This window comes from Candidatus Poriferisodalis sp., from assembly GCF_965208925.1.
GTDB lineage: Bacteria > Actinomycetota > Acidimicrobiia > Acidimicrobiales > Poriferisodalaceae > Poriferisodalis.
In genome coordinates, this window is the sequence record NZ_OZ242364.1 from 970,812 (window position 1) to 989,074 (window position 18,263).

The window sequence follows — 18,263 nt, forward strand, 5'->3', positions numbered from 1 at the left end:
TCAACCCACCCGTCCGGTGATGTAGGCCTCCGTGCGGGGGTCGTCGGGGTTGGTGAAGATCAGCGAGGTCGGCGCGTACTCGACCAGCTCGCCGGTGCGGTGCCCGAGCTCGTTGGGCTGCACCGTGAAGAACGCCGTCATGTCGCTGATGCGAGCGGCCTGCTGCATGTTGTGGGTGACGATGATGATCGTGTACTCGGTCTTCAGCTCGGCGATGAGCTCCTCGATGCGGCCCGTGGCGATGGGGTCGAGCGCGGAGCAGGGCTCGTCCATCAGCACCACGTCGGGCTGCACGGCGATGGCCCGGGCAATGCACAGCCGCTGCTGCTGGCCGCCCGACAGGCCGTACGCCGACATCTTGAGGCGGTCCTTCACCTCGTCCCACAGCGCCGCCCGGGTGAGCGAGCCCTCCACCACGTCGTCCAGCTCAGACCGCTTCACGCCCGTCAGCCGGGGCCCGTACGCGATGTTGTCGTAGATCGACTTGGGGAACGGGTTCGGCTTCTGGAACACCATGCCCACCCGACGCCGCACCTCCACCGGGTCGACCTCGTCCTGGTACAGATCGACGCCGTGGTAGTGGATGGTGCCCTCCACGCGGGCACCCTCGATGAGGTCGTTCATGCGGTTGAAGCAGCGCAGGAACGTGGACTTGCCGCAGCCCGAGGGGCCGATCAGCGCTGTCACCTCGTGGGAGGCCACGTCCAGCGTGACGTCGCGCAGCGCCCGGAAGTCGTCGTAGTACACGTCGACGCCGCTGCATTCGAAGACGGTCTGGGCATCGTCGCGATGGTGGCCGACAGTGCTCACGTCGATGCGCGTCTGGGGCGACCCTGGAGTCGCCTCTGCCGACACAACTGATGCGTCTGGCTCTTGAGTCATCACCGCCTCTTCGGGTGTCACTGTCTCACCATTGCTTCTCGAATCGGTTGCGCAGATAGATGGCCAATCCGTTCACGGCCAGCACCAGCACCAGGATGACGACGCTGGCTGCGGCCGCGTTCACCCCCCAGTCGGCGCCGGGCAGGCGTGCGAAGTTGAAGATCAGCACGGGCAGCGCGGTGTAGGGGCCGGTGAAGGTCTCCAGCATGTTGGCGTCGCCGAAGCTGATGAAGCCCGTGGCGGCACCCACCAGGATCAGGGGCGCCGCCTCGCCGAGGGCGCGCGCCAGCGCCAGCACCGTTCCGGTGAGGATCGTGGACACCGCAGCAGGCAGGACCTGGCGTGAGAGCACCTCCCACTTGGTGGCCCCCACACCGTAGGCGGCCTCGCGCAGCGAATCGGGCACGGCCTTGAGCGCCTCCACCGAGGTGATGACGATGATCGGCAGCACCAACGCCGCCAGCGTCATGCCGCCTGCGATCACCGTCGCGCCCTTGGAGAAGTCCTCCAGCGCCTTGACGAACACCACCAGCCCGAGCAAGCCGTACACGATCGAGGGCACGCCCGCCAGGTTGCGGATGTTCAGCTCGACGATGCGGGCGAAGCGGGAGTCCTGGGCGTACTCGACGAGGTAGATGGCGGTGGCGACGCCGATCGGCACGGCGAACACACCCGTGACCAGCGCCACCTGCAGGCTGCCGATGATGCCCTGCCAGACGCCCGCCTCGGCAGCCGAGCGCTGCGAGAAACCGTGGGTCAGGAAGTACCAGAGATTGCCCGACAACACATCCCAGCCGTCCACGATCATGACGCCGAGCAGCACGGCCAGGAAGCCCGTCGCGAACACGGTGGCGCCGATGAGCAGCCACTTGAAGACGGCGCCGCCCACGTCGGCCCCGGGGCGGCGATGCAGCGCATGACTGGTGGCGATGGCGGCGGGCGAGGTCAGCAACATCAGTACCTGTTCTGCAGCCGGCGAACGATCACGTCGCCCGCCATGTTGAGCACCAGCGTCATGGCGAACAGCAGGGCGCCGAGGAAGTAGAGGCTCTGGAACGCCAGGTTGTTGCCGGCCACCTGGTCGGTGCCCAGGCCCAGCGCCGCCATGGCGGAGGTGAGGGTGCCGCCGGACTCGAACAGCGACAGGTTGAACAGCGATGTGTCACCGCCGCCCGACGCAATCGTCACCACCATGGTCTCGCCGATGGCCCGGCTGAAGCCGACGATGGTGGCGGCCATGAGGCCCGACATCGCCGCCGGCAGCACGACTCGGATGGAAGTGGTGACCCTGCGGGCGCCGAGGCCGGCCGAGGCCTCTCGCAGCGCCGCCGGGACCGCCCGCAAGGCGTCTTCGGAGATGGAGGCGATGAGGGGGATGACCAGCAGGCCCACCGCGATGCCCGCCGCCAGCTTGTTGAAGAAGTTGATCTCGCTGAAGAAGTTGGTGAGGATCGACGGGGTGATGAAGCTGATGGCGAATACGCCGAGCACGACGCTGGGCACGCTGGCCAGCAGCTCGAGCGTGGGCTTCATCACCCTGCGCACCCTCGGGTGCGCGTACTCGGACAGGTAGATCGCCGCTCCGAAGCCCGACGGCACCGCCACCGCCATGGCGATCACCGAGATCTGCACCGAGTTCACCAGCAGGGTGGTGAGGTCGAACAGGCCCCGGCGGGGGAACCAGCCGATGTCGGTCAGCCTGGTGAGCTCGACCTGGCTGATGAACGTCCACGCCCCCGAGGCCACCGTCCAGATGATCAGCGCGCTGACCAGCACGGTGACCGTCGCTGCGGTCATGAACAGCCAGCGGACGGTGTGCGAGCGCACCCGACGCATACGCGAGGTCTGCAGGTCGGCAGCGGTCAGCTGGTCTTGTGTCATCAGAGCGTGTTGCTCATCAGAACGTCCTGCCCGTCAAAACGTCTTGCCCATCAGAACGTCGGGCCTGTCGTCAGGTTGTTCCAGTTGCTCCGAGACTGTTCCAGATCAGCGGGGCTGAGGTTGACATACCCGGCGTCGACCACATAGGTCTGGCCCTCATCGCTCAGCATGAAGTCGACGAACGCCTTCACGGCCGGGTCGGAGGCATACGCGGCGTCGATGTAGGTGTAGAGGAAGCGGGCGATCGGGAACTCGGCTGAGGCGATGGTCTCGGGCGTGGGCGCCACGCAGCCGTCGCCGCCGTCGACCTCCAGCAGCTTCACCTTGTCGCGGTTCTCGTCGGCGAACGCGAAGCCCACCCAGCCCAGGCTCGTCTGGTTGCCGGAGACCCCGTCGATGATCACGTTGTCGTTGGCGGAGGCGTTGTAGTCGGGCCGCACGGCGAAGTTCTCGTCGGCATGACCCTCCTCGACACGGTGCTCCCAGACGTGCTCGAGGGCGATCTCGATGAAGCTGTCGAACGTGCCCGACTCCTCGCCCGGAGCGAAGATCTCGAGCGCACCGCTGCTGAACGGACCAGTACCGCCCAGCTCGGCGTTCAGGGTGTTCGCATCAGCCCAATCACCGAAGCCGGTGGCCTCGTCGCCGACCAGGCTGTACAGGTCCTCGAAGCTGAGGCAGTCGATCGCGTCGTTGCCGGCCGCGGTGACCACCGAGATGCCGTCGATGGCGACGCGCAGCTCGATGAACTCGATGCCGGCGGCGTTGATGTCGGCGGCCTCGGAGTCTTGGATCTGGCGTGAGCTGTTCCAGACCGGCACCTCGCCGGCCGCGGCGGCCTTGTGACCGTCGCCCGATCCAGGACCGGCAACCGAGAACGCCACACCGGGGTGCGCCTCGGCGAAGGCCTCGGCCAGCAGGTTCGTGATGGGCTCCACGGTGGACGAGCCGGTGACGCTGATCGAACCGCTGAGTTGGTCATCGGCCCCAGACCCGGTGGCGGTGCCCGCTTCAGCTGACTCGCCCCCGCACGCTGCGGCGACCAAGGCGAATGCGAAGAGCGTCGCCACCAGCTTGAGCCAGTTCATTCGCATGGACGCGCACGCTACGAGCGGCCTGTGACATCGCCGCGGGTTCGGGGTGAACGGCGGGAACGGATGCCGTGAACAATCCGTGAACGCGCCTGGCCGCCTCGACCGAGGCTGCGCTGCATCGGACTATTCGGCGTCGTCCTCTTCGGGCATGCCGAGGTCCCAGTGCAGCTCGTAGTTCTCGCGCTCGGCGTCACGCACGACCCGCTCGCGGTTGCGGCGGAATTGCGGGTCGTGAGGCGGCAGGAGCTGCAGGCGCGCGTTGGTCCTGCGGCGGAACTCGTCGACGGCCGCTTCTTCGCCGTAGATGCCCTCGATCTCCCAGTGCGGTGCGACGGGGCCCAGGTAGATGATGCGGATGCCGACCTCAGGCGGGAGCTGCTCGGCTTCGGTGGCGATGTCGGTCACGGCGGTCCTTGTCTACGGTGGCGCAAGGGTACCGACGCGCTACCTGAGAATTCGATGAGAGTCGGCGAATCAGGGAACCGGAGGCACCCCTGCGGCGTTGGTTCTCATGATGTTGCAGATCAATCCGGTCTATGAGCCGCAGATGTCCCAGGGCTCCGAGAGCCTGGCCGCGGAGTGGGTCACGTTCCGCAGGTGTACCGACATCGATCCCAACGTGTTCTTTCCCAATGACGGTGCCGGCGTGATCGTGGCTCAGAAGGTGTGCGCCGAGTGCCCGGTGGCCGACGCCTGCCGTGAATACGCGCTGGCCAACAACATCACCCACGGCGTGTGGGGCGGGACATCGGAGCGGCAGCGCCGCCGGATCCTGCGGGATCGCCGCCGGGCAAGCAAGGCCGCCCGCGCTGCCTGACTCAGCAGCGGTGAATCAGGAGTCGCTCGACGAGCTGTCGCCGGATGCCTTGTCGCCGGCCGCCTTGTCCTCGTCGTTCACGCCCTCACGGAACTCGCGCTGAGCCTGGCCCAGCGAGCGCGCCAGCTTGGGCAGCTTGGCGCCTCCGAACAGCACGAGCACGATGATGAGCAGGATGAGCAGTTCGGGCGGTCCGAGCGCGATTGCCATCACGCTCGCGAGCGTACCAGTGCCCGCTCAGACCGGTAGCCGAGTCGGGTCAGCCGGCGGCGGCCTGCGGCGTCAGCCGGCAGCGGCGCGCCTCGTGAGGGCTCGCTGGCGGCGCACGCGGCGGCGTTCCCGCTCGCTCATGCCGCCCCAGATGCCGAACTTCTCGCTGTTCTGGAGTGCGTATTCGAGACATTCGTCGCTGACGACGCAGCCGCGGCACACCGCCTTGGCCTCACGGGTGCTCGCCCCGCGCTCGGGAAAGAACAGGTCGGGATCGACCCCGAGGCAGTTGGCCTCGTCCCACCAGTTCCCTGCTGGTAGCTCGACTGCTACGTCAGTTGCGAATGCCATCGGCCCTCCCCGCGTTCCGCTCGGCGGCCGTGTCCGCTGCGCTCATTGGCGGCCGAGATTGCTCACCTGTAATTACAGGTGTGTGACTTGCCATTGAACCCCATGGGTGTGACATGCGCAAGCGGCAATTTCGGCCGTCGCTGGTCAGCGGCGCGGGCGCTCGTCGGGCATCGCTGCGGACTCGCTCAGATGGACGTCGCCGACCAGCGCACCGGCCAGCGGAACCTCGGTTGCAGAGCGGTAACGCACGGTGACGCGCACCAGTTCTGCGGTGACGTGTCGCTCCAGTTCCAGCCGGTCCGGATCGAGCGGCGCAGCCTGCACCACGGCCTCGCGGACGGCGTCCATCGACGGCTCCACTGCGGCGATGCGTGCGCCCACCCGGGCCGCATGCGACACCAGCACCGCGTCACGCGCGACCAACGCCGTCTGCACGATGCACATGAGCAGCAGCACCAGGAAGGGCAGCAGCAGGGCCAGCTCCACGGTGGCCTGTCCGCATTCGGGCGTCGTGCGTGTGCCCAGTGGCGGAGCCGGCGGCGCTGTTCGCCTCGCCGGGCTCGATCTCAGGAGATGGCCTTGGTCAGGTAGTTGAAGACCGCGTCGAGCAGGCGGCCGATCTTGCCGGTGCTGGTTGCCCAGGCAGTGACCGCCGCGACGAGCAGTGCGATGGCGCCGGTGAGCAGCGCGTACTCGGCCGTGGTCTGCCCGGCCTGGTCGGGTGCGAGCCGGTGGGTGCGGCGCACCTGATGTTCAGAGCGGATGGTTGAGCGTTCGGGCATGGGAACTCCTTCTGTTGTTGATGAGGTAGGTCAGCCGCCGAGGGCCGCGACGAGGACCGGCACGATGGCGACCAGCCCGAGCGCCGGGAGCACGCACAGCACGAGCGGGAACAGCAGCAGCACCGGCAGGCGGCGCACCTTGCCTTCGAGCCGGCGGCGGCGGTCGTCGCGCAGCTCCCGACCGAGGCGTTCCATCTCGGGCGCCAGCGGGATGCCGGTGCGCATAGAACCCGTGACCGCAGCAGCGAAGGCGCGGGCGCGCGGGCCGCAGGTCTGCCCGAACTCCTCCAGCGTCTCGTCGAGCTGTCTGGCGGCCTGTCCGGCCAGCCGGCGCCTGATGGCGCTCGCCCCGTCGAGATGGCCGAGTGCGAGCTGCAGCGAGGCGATGATCGACAGCCCCGACGTCAGGGCCACGTTCATCACGTCGACGACCGCCCGGAGCTCGGCGGCCATGTGATCGGGGTGAACGCGGCGCAGCCAGCCGGCAGCCCTGTCAGGCGCCGCGAGCTGCAGCACGCGACGACGGCCGGGATCAGGCCGGGTCACGTAACCGCCCCAGCACACCGCGGCTGCTGCCAGGCCGCCGATGACCACCGGATTCGACAGCACCACGCTGTTGACGACCAGCGCGCCAGCCGGGGAACCCGTCATCCCGGCAGGGTCCAGGCCGGCAGCCAGGCCGGCAGGCGGCAGCACCGCAGCCAGGCCGGCGATCATCGCAGCGCCCTCGCGACCGTGGCGCGCATCCACGACACGCCCGCCAGCTCGAGCAAGAGCGCTCCGCCGACGCAGAACCAGCCCAGCGGGGTAGCGGTGAGCACCCGGGCAGCAGCGCCGCCCTCGGCGAGCAGCGCCAGCGCGACCGCCCACGGCAGTGCCGCCACCACCCAAACCGACGCACGGGCCTGTGCCGCGTGAACCTGAGCCTCGGCGGCCATGTCGGCGTGGGCCCGGACCGTCGCAGCGACATGATCAAACAGCTGCGGTTGCGCGCCCACCCGATCCGAGGCCAGCGTGACTGCCGTGGAGAGCAGCGCTGCCTCCGAGGTCTGCTCGCGCGCCGCCCAGCGCTGCACAGCACGGCTCAGCGTTGCCCCGCGCTCGTGCTCGGCCGCGATCTGCTCCACCGGTGCGCGCATGGGCCCGGCGGCGGCGGACCGCAGCGCCTGCAGCATCGTGTCACCGCCGCCCAGCCCGCGTGACACCGCGGCGCAGAAGTCGCCGATGCCTGCCGAGCGAGCTGCGAGCGCCATCGCGCTGCGCCGCCGGTCTCGACGCCGACGAAACCACTCGCGTGCCGCCGGCGACGTGACGCCCCCCACGCAGGCCAGCAGCACGATCAGCTTCACCACGGAGGCGCAGCACCGAATTCCGCACCGAGCCGCGCGAAATGCCGCACGCCGAATGACAGCGTGGAGCCCTCGCGTGGAGCCGGCGGCGTGTACATCAGGCGACCGCCGCCGCAGGCGTCGCCGTTATTGCGAGCGAGCCGTCACGGCGCACTTCGTAGATGGCGCCGACCGTCCTGCGCCCAACCGTGCCGCGGCTCATGTGCACCAAGCCGTCGAGCACCGACGCGATGTGTGCGGCCACATCGCCGACCGCGCCGCCGGCGCGGGCGAGCTGCTCGAACCGCCACAGCGCATGCGCCGGGTCGTCGGCATGCAGCGTGGACAGCGAGCCCCGATGACCGGTGGTGAGCGCCTGCAGCAGCGCTGCCGCTTCGGGGCCGCGCACCTCGCCGATCACCAGGCGATCGGGCCGCATCCGCAGCGCCGCAGCCACCAGCTCCGCCATCGTCACCGCGCCGACGCCGTCGACGTTGGGCGGCTGACCTTCCAGGCGCACGGTGCCGGCACCGAGCCGGGGCAGCTCCGCGGCTTCCTCCACCACCACGAGCCGCTCCCGCTCGGCCACCGTGGCCAGCAAGCTGGCCAGCAGCGACGTCTTGCCGGTGCTGGTGGGGCCGAAGACGATCAGGTTGGCCCGCTGCGCGATGAGACGGTCGAGGCAGGCAGCGAATCCGGGGCCGGCCAGCTCGTCGAGGCGGCGGGCACCGGCGGGGAAGCGGCGCAGCGTGATGTAGGGGCCGTCCACCGCCACCGGCGGCACGGCGATGTGGCAGCGGGTGCGGTCGTCGAGCCGCACGTCCACCATGGGAAGGCGACGGTCGACACGTCGCCCCGTCGGCCCCAGCAAGTACTCGACCAGGCGGTGCACCTCAGCGGTGCTGATCCGGCCTGCTGCGGTCAACATGCCGCGCCGCTCGATGACGATCGGGCCGGGGCCATTGATCATCACCTCGGTCACCTCGTCATCGGCCCAGATCTCCGCCAGCGGCCCGATGCCCGCAAGGCGGGCCAGCACCTCGGACACGAGATCGGCCGCGTGGTGGCGATCGAGCAGCGGGGCGGCTCCCTCGACCGCGGCGGCCACGTCGCGGGCTGCCGGCGCAGGCGCCGGGAGGAAGCGTTCGTGGATCTCCTCCACGAACGCCGGGTCGGCTGGCATCCGGCCTGACGGGTGGCGGGCAACGGCACGCGCGATGCGGTTCACAGGAACGCATCCAGCGATCGCGCCGACTTCGCGCAGCGGTCCAGCAGCAGGCCGGCGTCGGCCCAGCGCGAGACCGAGCGATCCACGGCCACGACCGCATCGGCATGCCGACCCAGCGCGGCTTCGATGTCGGCGAGTCCCAGCGCGCGCTGCGTGTCGGTCAGCACGATCACGTCGTCGACGTCGGACACGAGCTCACGGGCACGGTGCAGCGCCTGGTAGCAGCAAGTCATGGTGAGCAGGCGCCGGACCCGCGAGCCCGCCACCCGCTCGAGGGCTCCCCTGCCGCGCCCCGCATCGATGATGTTGACCCGCGGCTTGCCGGCGAGCAGCGACCACAGCGTGCCCAGCCGGCCGTCGTCGATGTCGCCGCGGCCACGCGGCAGCAGGCTGATGCCCGGCGCGACATCCACTGCGAGCGCAGAGGCCGCGCCCAGCGACAGTTCCGCCGCCGCCGTCCACTCGGCGATTCCCGGCAGATCGGGGGCAGTGCCCAGCACGACGCCGAAGTCGCCGGTCAGATCGACAAGAACCACATCACGGCCGGCGCGCTTGGCACTGCTGGCGGCGAGCAGCGCAGTCACGGTGTTGCCGACGCCGCCCTTGGCGCCCACATAGGCATAGATCATTGGTGCTCCTGAATACATGAAAACAAATGAAATTTATCGTGAGCACTGACCTTGGCCGATGCGCGGGCGCGCGATCAACTGGTTTTTCGGCGGACCGGCTCAGCCCCTCGCCCGACCGCTGGCGCGAACCGCGACCGTGGGCCAAGATGACGAGCGGAGGTGTCTGAGCGCCTGGTGGGCTCCCCCGCCTTCAAAGCGGGCGGGACGGGCGATCCCCGTCCGGCGGGTTCGATTCCCGTCCACCTCCGCCATTCGATGTCCGCCGATCAATCCGCGCTGCGTTCGGGAGATGTGCGCCTAGCATTCGCAGTGCCGGTGACCCCAGTCATCCCGCACAGTCATCTCGCATAGTCATCCCGCACAGAGGACGCTGCACCATGAAAAAGCTGTTGCTCGCCGTGATCGTCGGCGCTCTGATCGTCATCGTGGTTCGACGCCTGACCGACGCCTGATCCACCGCAGGCCGCCCGGGCGCGCTCGCGGCGGAGGAGGCAGGAATCTCCGCCGCTATGGCATCTCGATGGGCTGCACCTGCAGTGTCGCCGGATCGAGCACTGCCAAGCTGCCCGGCTCGCCGTTCGCGGCCAGGCCCACCACCTCGGCGGGGCGCCCGCGCCCGATGTCGAGCAGCGACGAGTGCGCCAGATGCCAGTGCCCGTGCACCACTAGCCGTGGCCCGGTACGACAGGCGGCCACGCGGACCTGCGCGCTGTTCGCCTCGCCGATCTGGGTGTCGCCCCGGCGGGCAAACCTGGATCCCTCGCCGACGAGCGCTCGATCGGGCACGTCGTGGCACACCAGCACGTCCAGCGGCTCATCGCCGAGCGCTTCGAGATCGCGCCGGCTGATCGTCTCTCGCGGGAACCAGCGCCAGCCCCGCCGGCGGTAGTGCCAGCCGGGCGACCAGGCACCGCCCAGTGCGCCGAAGCGCGAGCCGCCCCACACCCAGCGCGAGCCGCGGGCTGCCCACCACAGCATCGGGGCGATCGGGATCGGCGTCGCCGGTCCCCACAAGCCGTCGGGGTCCGGATCGAAGTCATGACAGGCGCGGCGGCGGTGCGCTGCAGCCGCGGCGGCCAGCTCGCCCAAGTGGTCGTGGTTGCCGTCGACGAAGACCCATGGCACGCCGCCTGCGGCGATCGCCTCGCACATCTCGGCGCTGGACGGATCGCCGGGTCGCCACCCCAGGTCGCCCACCTGCAGCACCGCCTCGCAGCCGTGCGCGACGGCGGCGGCTGACGCCCCGGCCGCTGTGTGCGCAGTGCCATGGATGTCGCCGCAGAGCAGGACCGAGCCGGCGCGGCCGTCTGATCGCAGCGCGCTCAGCTCGTCGATCTCGCTGCCGGACGCGGCGTCCGTCAGCACCGTCTTGCGCTCAGACGGACAGCAGGTCGCGTGCGCCGGTGTCGGTGCTGGGATGGCGCAGCTTGGACATCGCCCGGGCCTCGATCTGGCGGATGCGCTCGCGGGTGAGCTGGAAGTGCTCGCCCACCTCCTCGAGCGTGCGGGGCTCGCCGCGGTCGAGGCCGTAGCGGAGCTTGAGGATCTCGCGCTCGCGCTCGTCGAGCGGCGACAGCAGCCGGGTGATCTCGCTGGGCAGCAGCGTGGTGGCCGCCACCTCAAAGGGCGACTCGGCAGCCCGGTCCTCGACCACGTCGCCCAGCTCGGCATCGCTGTCCTCGCGCAGCGGCTCCGACAGCGACAGCGGCTCCGCGGCGAACCGCAGCGCCTCGGTGACCTTCTGCTCGGGCATGTCGACTTCGATCGCCAGCTCGCCCAGCGTGGCCGGACGGCCGTACTTCAGCTCGAGCCGGGAGCGGGCCTTCTGCAAGCGCGCCAGCGTGTCGCCCGCATGCACGGGCAGCCGGATCGTGCGGCCGGTGTTGGCGATGCCGCGGGTGATCGCCTGGCGGATCCACCACGTGGCATACGTAGAGAACTTGAAGCCCTTGCGCCAGTCGAACTTCTCGACCGCGTGCATCAGGCCCAGGTTGCCCTCCTGGATGAGATCCAGCAGCGGCAGCCCCGAGGCCTGGTACTTCTTCGCGATCGACACCACGAGCCGCAGGTTCGACTGCACGAACGTGCGCTCGGCACGGGCGCCCTCGCGCTGGCTGCGCATGAGCCGGCGGCGCTGCGCGCTCGAGATCTCGCGCGGAGACTCCAGCTGCTCCTTGGCAGCGATGCCCTTCTCGATCTGCTGGGCGAGCCGGACTTCGTCGTCCTTGTTCAGCAGGGGGTACTGGCCGATATCGGTCAGGTACAGGCGGACGAGATCCTCCTCGTCACGTTCGACCCTCTCTTTGGCCACCGCGCCACCTCGCTGGTCGTCCCCCGCTTGCTTGCCCACCGGCAGTCGCTGCTGCTTCCCCCGGTGAGGGGTGAGCGTACCTATCACTTGCCGCGATGCCTCCGCGCGGCGGTGCTTGCGCTGGCGCTTGCGCCCGGGCGGCGCGAGGGGCCTGGTACCCGTGCTTCAGACAGTTGCGGCGCTGCTTGCTTGAGTGCGGGGTTGCAGGGGCGCCGCAAAACTGCGCGCGGGCACCAGGCCCCTCGCGCCGCCCTCTGCGGACTGTGTCTTCGCCTCTGTGGTGGGTGTGGGGGGTGGGCGTAGGGTGAACTGGTGGCGGTGCGTGTGGGGCTGGCGCAGCTGAATCTTCGTCTTGGTGATCTGGATGGGAACGCTGGGATGGTCATGGCTGCCTATGACGAGGCCGTTGCCGCGGGGGCACAGGTGGTGGTGTTCAGCGAGTTGACGGTTACTGGGTACCCGCCTGAGGACCTGCTGCTGAAGCCTGCGTTCATCGAGAGGGCCGCGGCGGCGCTGGGGCGGATCGCCGAGCACACGGGGCCGGTGCCTGCGGTGGTCGGCTTTCCTGAGGGCACTGGCCTGGACGGGCCGGTGCGGTTGTGGAACTCGGCCGCTCTGTGCTCCCACGGTCATGTGCGGGGCATCTTTCGCAAGCACCTGCTGCCGAACTACGCCGTGTTCGACGAGCAGCGCTACTTCGTGCCCGGAACTGAGGCGGGGCCGTTGCTGCAGGTGGGCGATGTGCGTGTGGGTGTGTCGATCTGCGAGGACCTGTGGGGGCCGCCCCGGACTGCTGACGCGGCTGCTGACGACGGCGGACTGCCGTCGATCGTGGGAGGCGAGGCCGACACGAGTCCGGCGCTGGCACAGGTGGACATGGGCGCGCAGCTGCTCGTGAACCTGAACGGGTCGCCGTACCGGCGCGGGAAGCAGGCCGACCGGGAAGCCGTCGCCCGCACCCGCTCGGCGGCGCTCGGCGTGCCGGTGGTCTATGTCAACCAGGTAGGCGGCCAGGACGAGCTGGTCTTCGACGGCAGCTCGTTCGTGACCGATGCCGACGGCAGCGTGGTGTGTCGGCTGCCGGCGTTCGTCGAGCAGGTTGCGGTCTGTGACGTCGCCGTGCCCGCCAGCCCCGATACCGCCGCTCCAGCGGGATCAACAGACACAGAACGCGTCGGCGCGTCGGCGCGGCACAGCAGCCGAGCGGACGGCGGCGCTGCACACAATGCGCTGACGCCGCTGCTGGAACCACTGGAAGAGGTCTGGCGGGCACTTGTGGTCGCCACACGCGATTACGTGCACAAGAACGGCTTCAGCGATGTCGCGGTCGGCCTGTCAGGCGGCATCGACTCCAGCGCTGTCGCGGCCATCGCCGCCGACGCGCTCGGACCGCAGCATGTGCACGGCGTCTCGATGCCGTCGCGCTACTCCAGCGACGGTTCCCGCACCGATGCGGCCCAGCTCGCCGCCAACCTGGGCATCGACTTCCGCACGGTGCCGATCGAGCCGGCGCACGCTGCGCTCGCCGGGATGCTCGACACTCACACCGGCGGGGCCGACCCTGCCAGTGGTCCACCAGGCGATCCTGCAGCCGATCCTGCCGAGCTGGCGGCCGCCGACCTCACCGATCAGAACCTGCAGAGCCGCATCCGTGGCGTGCTGCTCATGGCGCTGTCGAACCGGTTCGGCTGGCTGGTGCTCACCACCGGCAACAAGACCGAGACCTCCGTGGGCTACACGACGCTGTACGGCGACACGGCAGGGGCGTTCGCCGTGATCCGGGACGTGCCCAAGCTGCTCGTCTACGAGCTGTGCCGCTGGCGCAACCGCCAGGGCGACGGCGAACGCATCCCGCAGTCCTGCATCGACAAGCCGCCCTCAGCAGAGCTGCGGCCCGACCAGCGCGACGACCAGAGCCTGCCGCCGTACGAGCTGCTGGACCCGCTGGTGGAGGCCTACGTGGAAGGCGACCTGAGCGCCGCCGAGATGCTCGAACAGCCTGAGCTGCTGGATCAGTACGGGGCCGATCCCGGCGTCGTGCACCGCATCACGCGGCTGGTCGACATCGCCGAGTACAAGCGGCGTCAGTCGCCGCCCGGTCCTCGCATCACTGCCAAGAGCTTCGGCAAGGACCGACGCATGCCGATCACGAACTTCTACCGCTAGGCCCCGGCGGGCCCGAGCGGGCAGGCTCAGGCCAGCGCCTCACCAATGGTCTGGCTCAGCAGGGCGGTCACCACGTAGGGATCGGCGTTGGCGTTCGGCCGGCGATCCTCGATGTAGCCCTTGCCGTCCTGATGGACCTGCCAGGGGATGCGCACCGAGGCGCCACGATCGGACACGCCGTAGCTGAACGTGTCGTAGCGCTCGGTCTCGTGCTCGCCGGTCAGGCGCAGCTCGATGCCGTGGCCGTAGCCGGCAATGTGCTGTTCAGGCTTGCCCGGCGCTCCCAGCGACTGAGCGGCCTTCACCACGGCGTCGTAGTTCTCGCGCATGGCCTTGGTGGACACGTTGGTGTGCATGCCCGCACCGTTCCAATCGCCCTGCATGGGCTTGGCGGCCAGGCTGACCTCGATCTCGTGATCCTCGCCGGCGCGGTACAGCAGGTAGCGGGCGAGCCAGATCTCGTCGCCCACGGTCAGCGCATCGCACGGGCCGATCTGGAACTCCCACTGACCGGGCATGACCTCGGCGTTGGTGCCCGAGATGTTCAGGCCCGCCTCGATGCACCAGGTGGTGTGCTGCTCCACGACATCACGGCCGTGGATGCGCAGCGCGCCCACGCCGCAGTAGTACGGCCCCTGAGGGCCGGGGAAGCCGTTGGGCGGGAAGCCCGAGGGCCACTTCGTGACCGGGTCGAGCATGGTGTACTCCTGCTCGAGCCCGAACCAGAAGTCCTGATCGCCGTACTTGTCGAGGATCGCCCGGGTCTTGGCCCGCATGTTGGTGGGGTGCGGCTCCATCGTCTCTGGCAGGAACGTCTCGCACATCACCATGATGTCGTTGCCGCCCCGCAGCGGATCGGGGCAGGTGTAGACCGGCTGCAGCACGACGTCGGAGTCGCTGCCTTCTGCCTGGTTGGTGCTCGAACCGTCAAAGCCCCAGATGCCCGGCTCGTCGCCGTCGGCCAAGACTCTCGTCTTGGAACGAACCTCGGCCGTGGGCTCGGTGCCGTCAGTCCAGATGTACTCGGCCCGGTAGGTCACTGCATGCTCCTTCGCTGAATCAATCGCATGGAAGTCAACTCTCCGTCCGCACGATACAAACCACCCAGGGTTTCCGGGCCATTGCCCAATTGTGAACAGCGCGTGAAGCTCGCCCTCGCCTCTGGATCGAGCACCGAAACACCGCCGAAAATGGGGACTCAGCCAAATGGGGCGCGCCACGCCCCGCTGCGGGCCCAGCCAGCCCGCGGGCCCGACCAGAGGGGAAGGCCACTGTGACGATTCCAGAACGGGAACGACCCCAGGACTACGTGCTGCGCCGCGTCACCGAGCGGCGCGTGCGGCTGATCCGCCTGTGGTTCACCGACGTGGCGGGGCAGCTCAAGTCGTTCGCCATCTCGCCGGCAGAGCTGGAGGCGGCCTTCACCCAGGGCATGGTGTTCGACGGGTCGTCCATCGAAGGCTTCAGCCGCATCGCCGAAGCAGACATGGTGGCCGTGCCCGACCCCGAGACGTTCGAGCTCATGCCGGCTCGCAACGGCAGCAGCGACGAGATCTCCGCCCGCATGTTCTGCGACATCACCGGGGCCGACGGCACCCGCTTCGACGGGGATCCCAGGGGTGTGCTGCGCCGGGTCATGGACCGGGCGCGCGACGCCGGCTACACGTTCTACGTCGCGCCCGAGATGGAGTACTTCCTGTTCGAGCCCGACCGGGTGGACGGGCGGCCGGTGCCGCTCGACGCCGGCAGCTACTTCGACCTGACCACTGCCGACATCGCGTCCGACATCCGCCACCGCACGCTGAGCGCGCTGGAGACCATGGGCATCCCGGTCGAGTACTCGTTCCACGAGGACGCGCCGTCGCAGCACGAGATCGACCTGCGCTACGCCGACGCACTCACCATGGCCGACAGCGTGATGACCTTCCGGCTGCTGGTACGCGAGATCGCCTTCGAGCACGGCGTGCACGCCACCTTCATGCCCAAACCGCTCGCCGGGGTGCAGGGCTCGGGGATGCACACCCACATGTCGCTGTTCGCAGACGGGCGCAACGCATTCAGCGACGAGAACTCGGCCGACGGGCTGTCCGACGTGGCACGGGGCTTCGTGGCCGGGCTGCTCAGCCACGCCCGCGAGATCACGGCGGTCACCAACCAGCTCGTCAACAGCTACAAGCGGCTGATTGCCGGGTACGAGGCGCCGGTGGCGATCTCGTGGGCCCGCAGCAACCGTGCAGCGCTCATCCGGGTGCCGCCGACGCGCAACGAGGGCGAAGAGGCGACGCGGGTGGAGTACCGGGCGCCCGACCCCGCCTGCAACCCGTACCTGGCGTTCGCCGTCATCCTGGCCGCAGGGCTGAAGGGCATCACCGAGGGCTACGAGCTGCCCCCCGAGACGCCCCCGTCCATCACCGGCTACAGCGACCACGGCGGGCCGGCCTACGGGCATCATCTGCCGGCCTCGCTGGACGAAGCGCTCGACGAGATGGAAGGCAGCGCGCTCGTAGCGGAAACGCTCGGGCAGCACCTGTTCCGATGGTTTCTGCGCAACAAGCGGCGAGAATGGTCGGCCTACCAGACGCAAGTGACCCAATTCGAACTGGACAACTACTTCGCTGCCGTGTGAGTTTCATGTACGCCGTCCACCCCGCCACGGTCAGCACCGAGCTGGCGCACTTCCTGGATCTCGGCGGCTACGCCTGGAAACCGGTGGCCACCGCAGCCGATGTCACCGCGGGCGCGCCACCCGAGGGCTGGGCGGGAGCGATCATCCGGCTGGGCGGCGGCGACCCGAACAGCGAGGGCCTGAGCAGCGGGGGCGTTGCCAGCGAGGGCGGCACAGATGCGGCCTGGACGGTGGCGCGGGCGCTGCGGGAGCACGCTGCGGCCACACTGCCGGTGCTGGTGCTGGTACGCGGCAATGCGCTCGACGAACTGACCATGCGCGACGAGCTCTTCGACGATTTCTGCCTCGACCCGTTCCACCCGCGCGAGCTCGAGGCCCGGCTGGCGCACCTGGCTGCCGCGTCGAACGGCGGATCGACCGAGATCATCGAATACGGGCCGCTGCGCATCAACCTCGACACATACGAGGCGGTAGTGGACGAGCGCCCGCTCGACCTCACCTACATGGAGTACGAGCTGCTGCGCTTCCTGGCATCGCAGCCGGGGCGGGTGTTCACCCGTGAGGCGCTGCTGAACCAGGTGTGGGGGTACGAGTACTACGGGGGCGCGCGGACCGTGGACGTCCATGTACGGCGGCTGCGGGCGAAGCTGGGCGAGGAGAACGCGGATCTCATCCAGACCGTGCGGTCGGTCGGGTACCGGCTCGGGACGTATCGCTGGCGCTAGCGGCTACACGTTGGTCTGGATGAGCGAGCTGCCTTCATGGCGCTCCTCGGCGTCGTCGGTGAGGAGCTTGCCGAGGGCCGCAGCCACTGCCGCCAGCGAGATCGTGATGATGAACGGGCTCAGCAAGAGCACGATCACGATGACAATGGCGCCGAACACGACTTGCAGCGTAGTTGGCTGCTATTCGGGGAGGTAGGCGATGGCTTCGATCTCCACCTCGGCGCCCAGGGGCAGGGCTGCCACGCCGATGGCGCTGCGGGCCGGGCGGTGGTCGCCGAAGGCTTCGGCGTAGATCGAATTGATGAGCGAGAAGTTGCCGATGTCGGTCATGAACACGAGGCACTTGACCACGTCGTCGAGGGTGCCGCCGGCCTCTTCCAGCGCCTCGACGACATTGGCGAGCACGACGCGGGCCTGAGACTCGACACCTTCCACAAGGGCACCGTCGGCCAGGCCGATCTGGCCCGAGACGAACACGAAGTCACCGGCTCGGTACCACTTCGAATAGTGAGCGACGGGTGCTGCCATGGGAATGCCCCTGCCTGTCAGGAAATGGTGCCGGTGTTGGAGGTGATGTGGTCGAGGGTCACGAAGATGGCCAGACGGCGCTCCTTGGCCATCACCCGGTCGTACTCGTCCCAGTCCTCGTGGGTGCCGCCGGCCGAGCGGAACACGTCGCGCAACAGCTCGGGAATGTCGGTGACGCCCTCAGCCGGGTCGTCGAGGCCGATGAGCTGCGCTGTGCCGTGCACGGCCACCCAGTCCCACCGGTGACGGAAGGCCACCGCTGCCCTTGGGTCGCTGCGCAGCAGGCGGGCCTTGCGGGCGTTGGCGCGCACCACGCAGGCGACGCTGGTCTCGCCGGTTACGGGGTTGTCCATCACGCCGGCGTTGATAATGGACACGTGCGGGCTTCCGTTGCTGTCTAGGCAGACGAAGCTGCACAGTCCGTTTTCTGCTGCTACTAGGCGGCGGAGCTTGTCTTGTGCTGGTTCAGCCATTGGGGATCGACGCTAGCGCTGTTGCTCGCGCGCTTGTCGGCCCGGGGGCGCTGGGCAGGCTCACCCGTGCGGATTCCTCGCCCGGGCTGATGCTTCACCCGTGCGGATTCCTCGCCCGGGGTGCGCTGGGGCAGGCTCACCCGTGCTTCAAACAGATGAAGCGCTTCGTGCACTTGTTGGGTGTGCTTGGGGCGCTTCATAACTGCGCGCGGGCGATCCTGCCCCAGCGCAC

The 18,263-nt window shown here is 69.0% G+C and carries 23 protein-coding genes and 1 tRNA gene; 5 read left to right on the forward strand and 19 right to left on the reverse strand.

From position 1 onward, the window contains the following. The 5 genes from pstB to ACOGI5_RS04130 form a co-directional block, all read right to left on the reverse strand. The gene (gene pstB / locus ACOGI5_RS04110) at nucleotides 1-882 is read right to left on the reverse strand and encodes a phosphate ABC transporter ATP-binding protein PstB (protein WP_419863202.1); all 882 of its coding nucleotides are present in this window, start codon (nucleotides 880-882) and stop codon (nucleotides 1-3) included. 25 nt (nucleotides 883-907) lie between these two features. Further along, entirely contained in the window at nucleotides 908-1,837 is a 930-nt protein-coding gene (gene pstA / locus ACOGI5_RS04115) for a phosphate ABC transporter permease PstA (protein WP_419863203.1), read from the reverse strand. Next, nucleotides 1,837-2,763, reverse strand: a complete 927-nt coding sequence (gene pstC / locus ACOGI5_RS04120) for a phosphate ABC transporter permease subunit PstC (RefSeq protein WP_419863204.1) — start codon at nucleotides 2,761-2,763, stop codon at nucleotides 1,837-1,839. The genes pstA and pstC overlap by 1 nt, the downstream gene beginning before the upstream one ends. 50 nt (nucleotides 2,764-2,813) lie before the next feature. Next, nucleotides 2,814-3,857 (reverse strand): PstS family phosphate ABC transporter substrate-binding protein, encoded by a 1,044-nt coding sequence (locus tag ACOGI5_RS04125; protein WP_419863205.1) that lies wholly within the window; start codon nucleotides 3,855-3,857, stop codon nucleotides 2,814-2,816. Between the two features lie 123 nt (nucleotides 3,858-3,980). Further along, nucleotides 3,981-4,262: a hypothetical protein gene (locus ACOGI5_RS04130; protein ID WP_419863206.1), complete on the reverse strand. Its 282-nt coding sequence runs from the start codon at nucleotides 4,260-4,262 to the stop codon at nucleotides 3,981-3,983. 106 nt (nucleotides 4,263-4,368) lie between these two features. Here ACOGI5_RS04130 and ACOGI5_RS04135 point away from each other — a divergent pair, with 106 nt between their 5' ends. Next, a complete protein-coding gene (locus ACOGI5_RS04135) occupies nucleotides 4,369-4,674 on the forward strand; it encodes a WhiB family transcriptional regulator (protein ID WP_419863207.1) in 306 nt (101 codons plus the stop codon). A gap of 15 nt (nucleotides 4,675-4,689) precedes the next feature. Here ACOGI5_RS04135 and tatA read toward each other — a convergent pair whose 3' ends face one another. From tatA to ACOGI5_RS04175, 8 genes are all read right to left on the reverse strand, one after another. Then, nucleotides 4,690-4,884 (reverse strand): twin-arginine translocase TatA/TatE family subunit, encoded by a 195-nt coding sequence (gene tatA, locus ACOGI5_RS04140; RefSeq protein WP_419865427.1) that lies wholly within the window; start codon nucleotides 4,882-4,884, stop codon nucleotides 4,690-4,692. Nucleotides 4,885-4,956: 72 nt separating this feature from the next. Beyond that, on the reverse strand, nucleotides 4,957-5,235 hold the full coding sequence (locus tag ACOGI5_RS04145) for a WhiB family transcriptional regulator (protein ID WP_323672114.1): 279 nt from the start codon (nucleotides 5,233-5,235) through the stop codon (nucleotides 4,957-4,959). Nucleotides 5,236-5,379: 144 nt separating this feature from the next. Beyond that, entirely contained in the window at nucleotides 5,380-5,721 is a 342-nt protein-coding gene (locus tag ACOGI5_RS04150) for a TadE family type IV pilus minor pilin (RefSeq protein ID WP_419863208.1), read from the reverse strand. An 80-nt stretch (nucleotides 5,722-5,801) separates the two neighbouring features. Continuing rightward, nucleotides 5,802-6,017: a Flp family type IVb pilin gene (locus tag ACOGI5_RS04155; RefSeq protein ID WP_419863209.1), complete on the reverse strand. Its 216-nt coding sequence runs from the start codon at nucleotides 6,015-6,017 to the stop codon at nucleotides 5,802-5,804. A 30-nt stretch (nucleotides 6,018-6,047) separates the two neighbouring features. After that, nucleotides 6,048-6,767, reverse strand: coding sequence for a type II secretion system F family protein (locus ACOGI5_RS04160; RefSeq protein ID WP_419863210.1), 720 nt, complete (start codon nucleotides 6,765-6,767; stop codon nucleotides 6,048-6,050). Further along, nucleotides 6,731-7,369, reverse strand: a complete 639-nt coding sequence (locus ACOGI5_RS04165; RefSeq protein WP_419863211.1) for a type II secretion system F family protein — start codon at nucleotides 7,367-7,369, stop codon at nucleotides 6,731-6,733. The genes ACOGI5_RS04160 and ACOGI5_RS04165 overlap by 37 nt, the downstream gene beginning before the upstream one ends. Before the next feature lie 94 nt (nucleotides 7,370-7,463). Beyond that, a complete protein-coding gene (locus ACOGI5_RS04170) occupies nucleotides 7,464-8,573 on the reverse strand; it encodes a CpaF family protein (protein WP_419863212.1) in 1,110 nt (369 codons plus the stop codon). Then, the gene (locus ACOGI5_RS04175) at nucleotides 8,570-9,202 is read right to left on the reverse strand and encodes a hypothetical protein (RefSeq protein WP_419863213.1); all 633 of its coding nucleotides are present in this window, start codon (nucleotides 9,200-9,202) and stop codon (nucleotides 8,570-8,572) included. Before ACOGI5_RS04175 ends, ACOGI5_RS04170 begins: the two co-directional genes overlap by 4 nt. A gap of 155 nt (nucleotides 9,203-9,357) precedes the next feature. Here ACOGI5_RS04175 and ACOGI5_RS04180 point away from each other — a divergent pair. Continuing rightward, a tRNA-Sec gene (locus ACOGI5_RS04180) sits at nucleotides 9,358-9,453 on the forward strand. Nucleotides 9,454-9,709: 256 nt separating this feature from the next. Here the strand turns inward: ACOGI5_RS04180 and ACOGI5_RS04185 are convergent. After that, complete coding sequence (locus ACOGI5_RS04185; RefSeq protein WP_419863214.1) at nucleotides 9,710-10,567, reverse strand: metallophosphoesterase family protein; 858 nt, start codon at nucleotides 10,565-10,567, stop codon at nucleotides 9,710-9,712. A 10-nt stretch (nucleotides 10,568-10,577) separates the two neighbouring features. Then, on the reverse strand, nucleotides 10,578-11,513 hold the full coding sequence (locus ACOGI5_RS04190) for a sigma-70 family RNA polymerase sigma factor (protein WP_419863215.1): 936 nt from the start codon (nucleotides 11,511-11,513) through the stop codon (nucleotides 10,578-10,580). Nucleotides 11,514-11,825: 312 nt separating this feature from the next. Here ACOGI5_RS04190 and ACOGI5_RS04195 point away from each other — a divergent pair, with 312 nt between their 5' ends. Next, on the forward strand, nucleotides 11,826-13,679 hold the full coding sequence (locus ACOGI5_RS04195; RefSeq protein ID WP_419863216.1) for an NAD+ synthase: 1,854 nt from the start codon (nucleotides 11,826-11,828) through the stop codon (nucleotides 13,677-13,679). A gap of 26 nt (nucleotides 13,680-13,705) precedes the next feature. Here ACOGI5_RS04195 and glnII read toward each other — a convergent pair whose 3' ends face one another. After that, nucleotides 13,706-14,719 (reverse strand): glutamine synthetase GlnII, encoded by a 1,014-nt coding sequence (gene glnII, locus ACOGI5_RS04200; protein WP_419863217.1) that lies wholly within the window; start codon nucleotides 14,717-14,719, stop codon nucleotides 13,706-13,708. Between the two features lie 233 nt (nucleotides 14,720-14,952). Here glnII and glnA point away from each other — a divergent pair, with 233 nt between their 5' ends. Next, nucleotides 14,953-16,305 (forward strand): type I glutamate--ammonia ligase, encoded by a 1,353-nt coding sequence (gene glnA, locus ACOGI5_RS04205; protein WP_419863218.1) that lies wholly within the window; start codon nucleotides 14,953-14,955, stop codon nucleotides 16,303-16,305. A 5-nt stretch (nucleotides 16,306-16,310) separates the two neighbouring features. Continuing rightward, nucleotides 16,311-17,030: a winged helix-turn-helix domain-containing protein gene (locus ACOGI5_RS04210; RefSeq protein WP_419863219.1), complete on the forward strand. Its 720-nt coding sequence runs from the start codon at nucleotides 16,311-16,313 to the stop codon at nucleotides 17,028-17,030. Between the two features lie 3 nt (nucleotides 17,031-17,033). On the opposite strand, the gene ACOGI5_RS04215 is transcribed toward ACOGI5_RS04210, so the two are convergent. Genes ACOGI5_RS04215 through ACOGI5_RS04225 form a run of 3 tightly spaced genes read right to left on the reverse strand, consistent with a single transcriptional unit; the run spans nucleotide 17,034 to nucleotide 18,031 of the window. Then, nucleotides 17,034-17,189 carry a hypothetical protein gene (locus ACOGI5_RS04215; protein ID WP_419863220.1) on the reverse strand — a complete coding sequence of 52 codons (156 nt, stop codon included), beginning with the start codon at nucleotides 17,187-17,189 and terminating at the stop codon, nucleotides 17,034-17,036. Between the two features lie 21 nt (nucleotides 17,190-17,210). Beyond that, nucleotides 17,211-17,558, reverse strand: coding sequence for a RidA family protein (locus ACOGI5_RS04220; RefSeq protein WP_419863221.1), 348 nt, complete (start codon nucleotides 17,556-17,558; stop codon nucleotides 17,211-17,213). A gap of 17 nt (nucleotides 17,559-17,575) precedes the next feature. Then, nucleotides 17,576-18,031, reverse strand: a complete 456-nt coding sequence (locus tag ACOGI5_RS04225) for a pyridoxamine 5'-phosphate oxidase family protein (RefSeq protein WP_419863222.1) — start codon at nucleotides 18,029-18,031, stop codon at nucleotides 17,576-17,578. Nucleotides 18,032-18,263: the final 232 nt, after the last annotated feature.

What these genes read in the sequence shown, in the direction of transcription:
- pstB (WP_419863202.1), bottom strand. Translation starts at nt 882, where the DNA reads ATGACTCAAGAGCCAGACGCATCAGTTGTGTCGGCAGAGGCGACTCCA.
- pstA (WP_419863203.1), bottom strand. Translation starts at nt 1,837, where the DNA reads ATGTTGCTGACCTCGCCCGCCGCCATCGCCACCAGTCATGCGCTGCAT.
- pstC (WP_419863204.1), bottom strand. Translation starts at nt 2,763, where the DNA reads ATGACACAAGACCAGCTGACCGCTGCCGACCTGCAGACCTCGCGTATG.
- ACOGI5_RS04125 (WP_419863205.1), bottom strand. Translation starts at nt 3,857, where the DNA reads ATGCGAATGAACTGGCTCAAGCTGGTGGCGACGCTCTTCGCATTCGCC.
- ACOGI5_RS04135 (WP_419863207.1), top strand. Translation starts at nt 4,369, where the DNA reads ATGATGTTGCAGATCAATCCGGTCTATGAGCCGCAGATGTCCCAGGGC.
- tatA (WP_419865427.1), bottom strand. Translation starts at nt 4,884, where the DNA reads ATGGCAATCGCGCTCGGACCGCCCGAACTGCTCATCCTGCTCATCATC.
- ACOGI5_RS04145 (WP_323672114.1), bottom strand. Translation starts at nt 5,235, where the DNA reads ATGGCATTCGCAACTGACGTAGCAGTCGAGCTACCAGCAGGGAACTGG.
- ACOGI5_RS04155 (WP_419863209.1), bottom strand. Translation starts at nt 6,017, where the DNA reads ATGCCCGAACGCTCAACCATCCGCTCTGAACATCAGGTGCGCCGCACC.
- ACOGI5_RS04175 (WP_419863213.1), bottom strand. Translation starts at nt 9,202, where the DNA reads ATGATCTATGCCTATGTGGGCGCCAAGGGCGGCGTCGGCAACACCGTG.
- ACOGI5_RS04210 (WP_419863219.1), top strand. Translation starts at nt 16,311, where the DNA reads ATGTACGCCGTCCACCCCGCCACGGTCAGCACCGAGCTGGCGCACTTC.
- ACOGI5_RS04220 (WP_419863221.1), bottom strand. Translation starts at nt 17,558, where the DNA reads ATGGCAGCACCCGTCGCTCACTATTCGAAGTGGTACCGAGCCGGTGAC.
- ACOGI5_RS04225 (WP_419863222.1), bottom strand. Translation starts at nt 18,031, where the DNA reads ATGGCTGAACCAGCACAAGACAAGCTCCGCCGCCTAGTAGCAGCAGAA.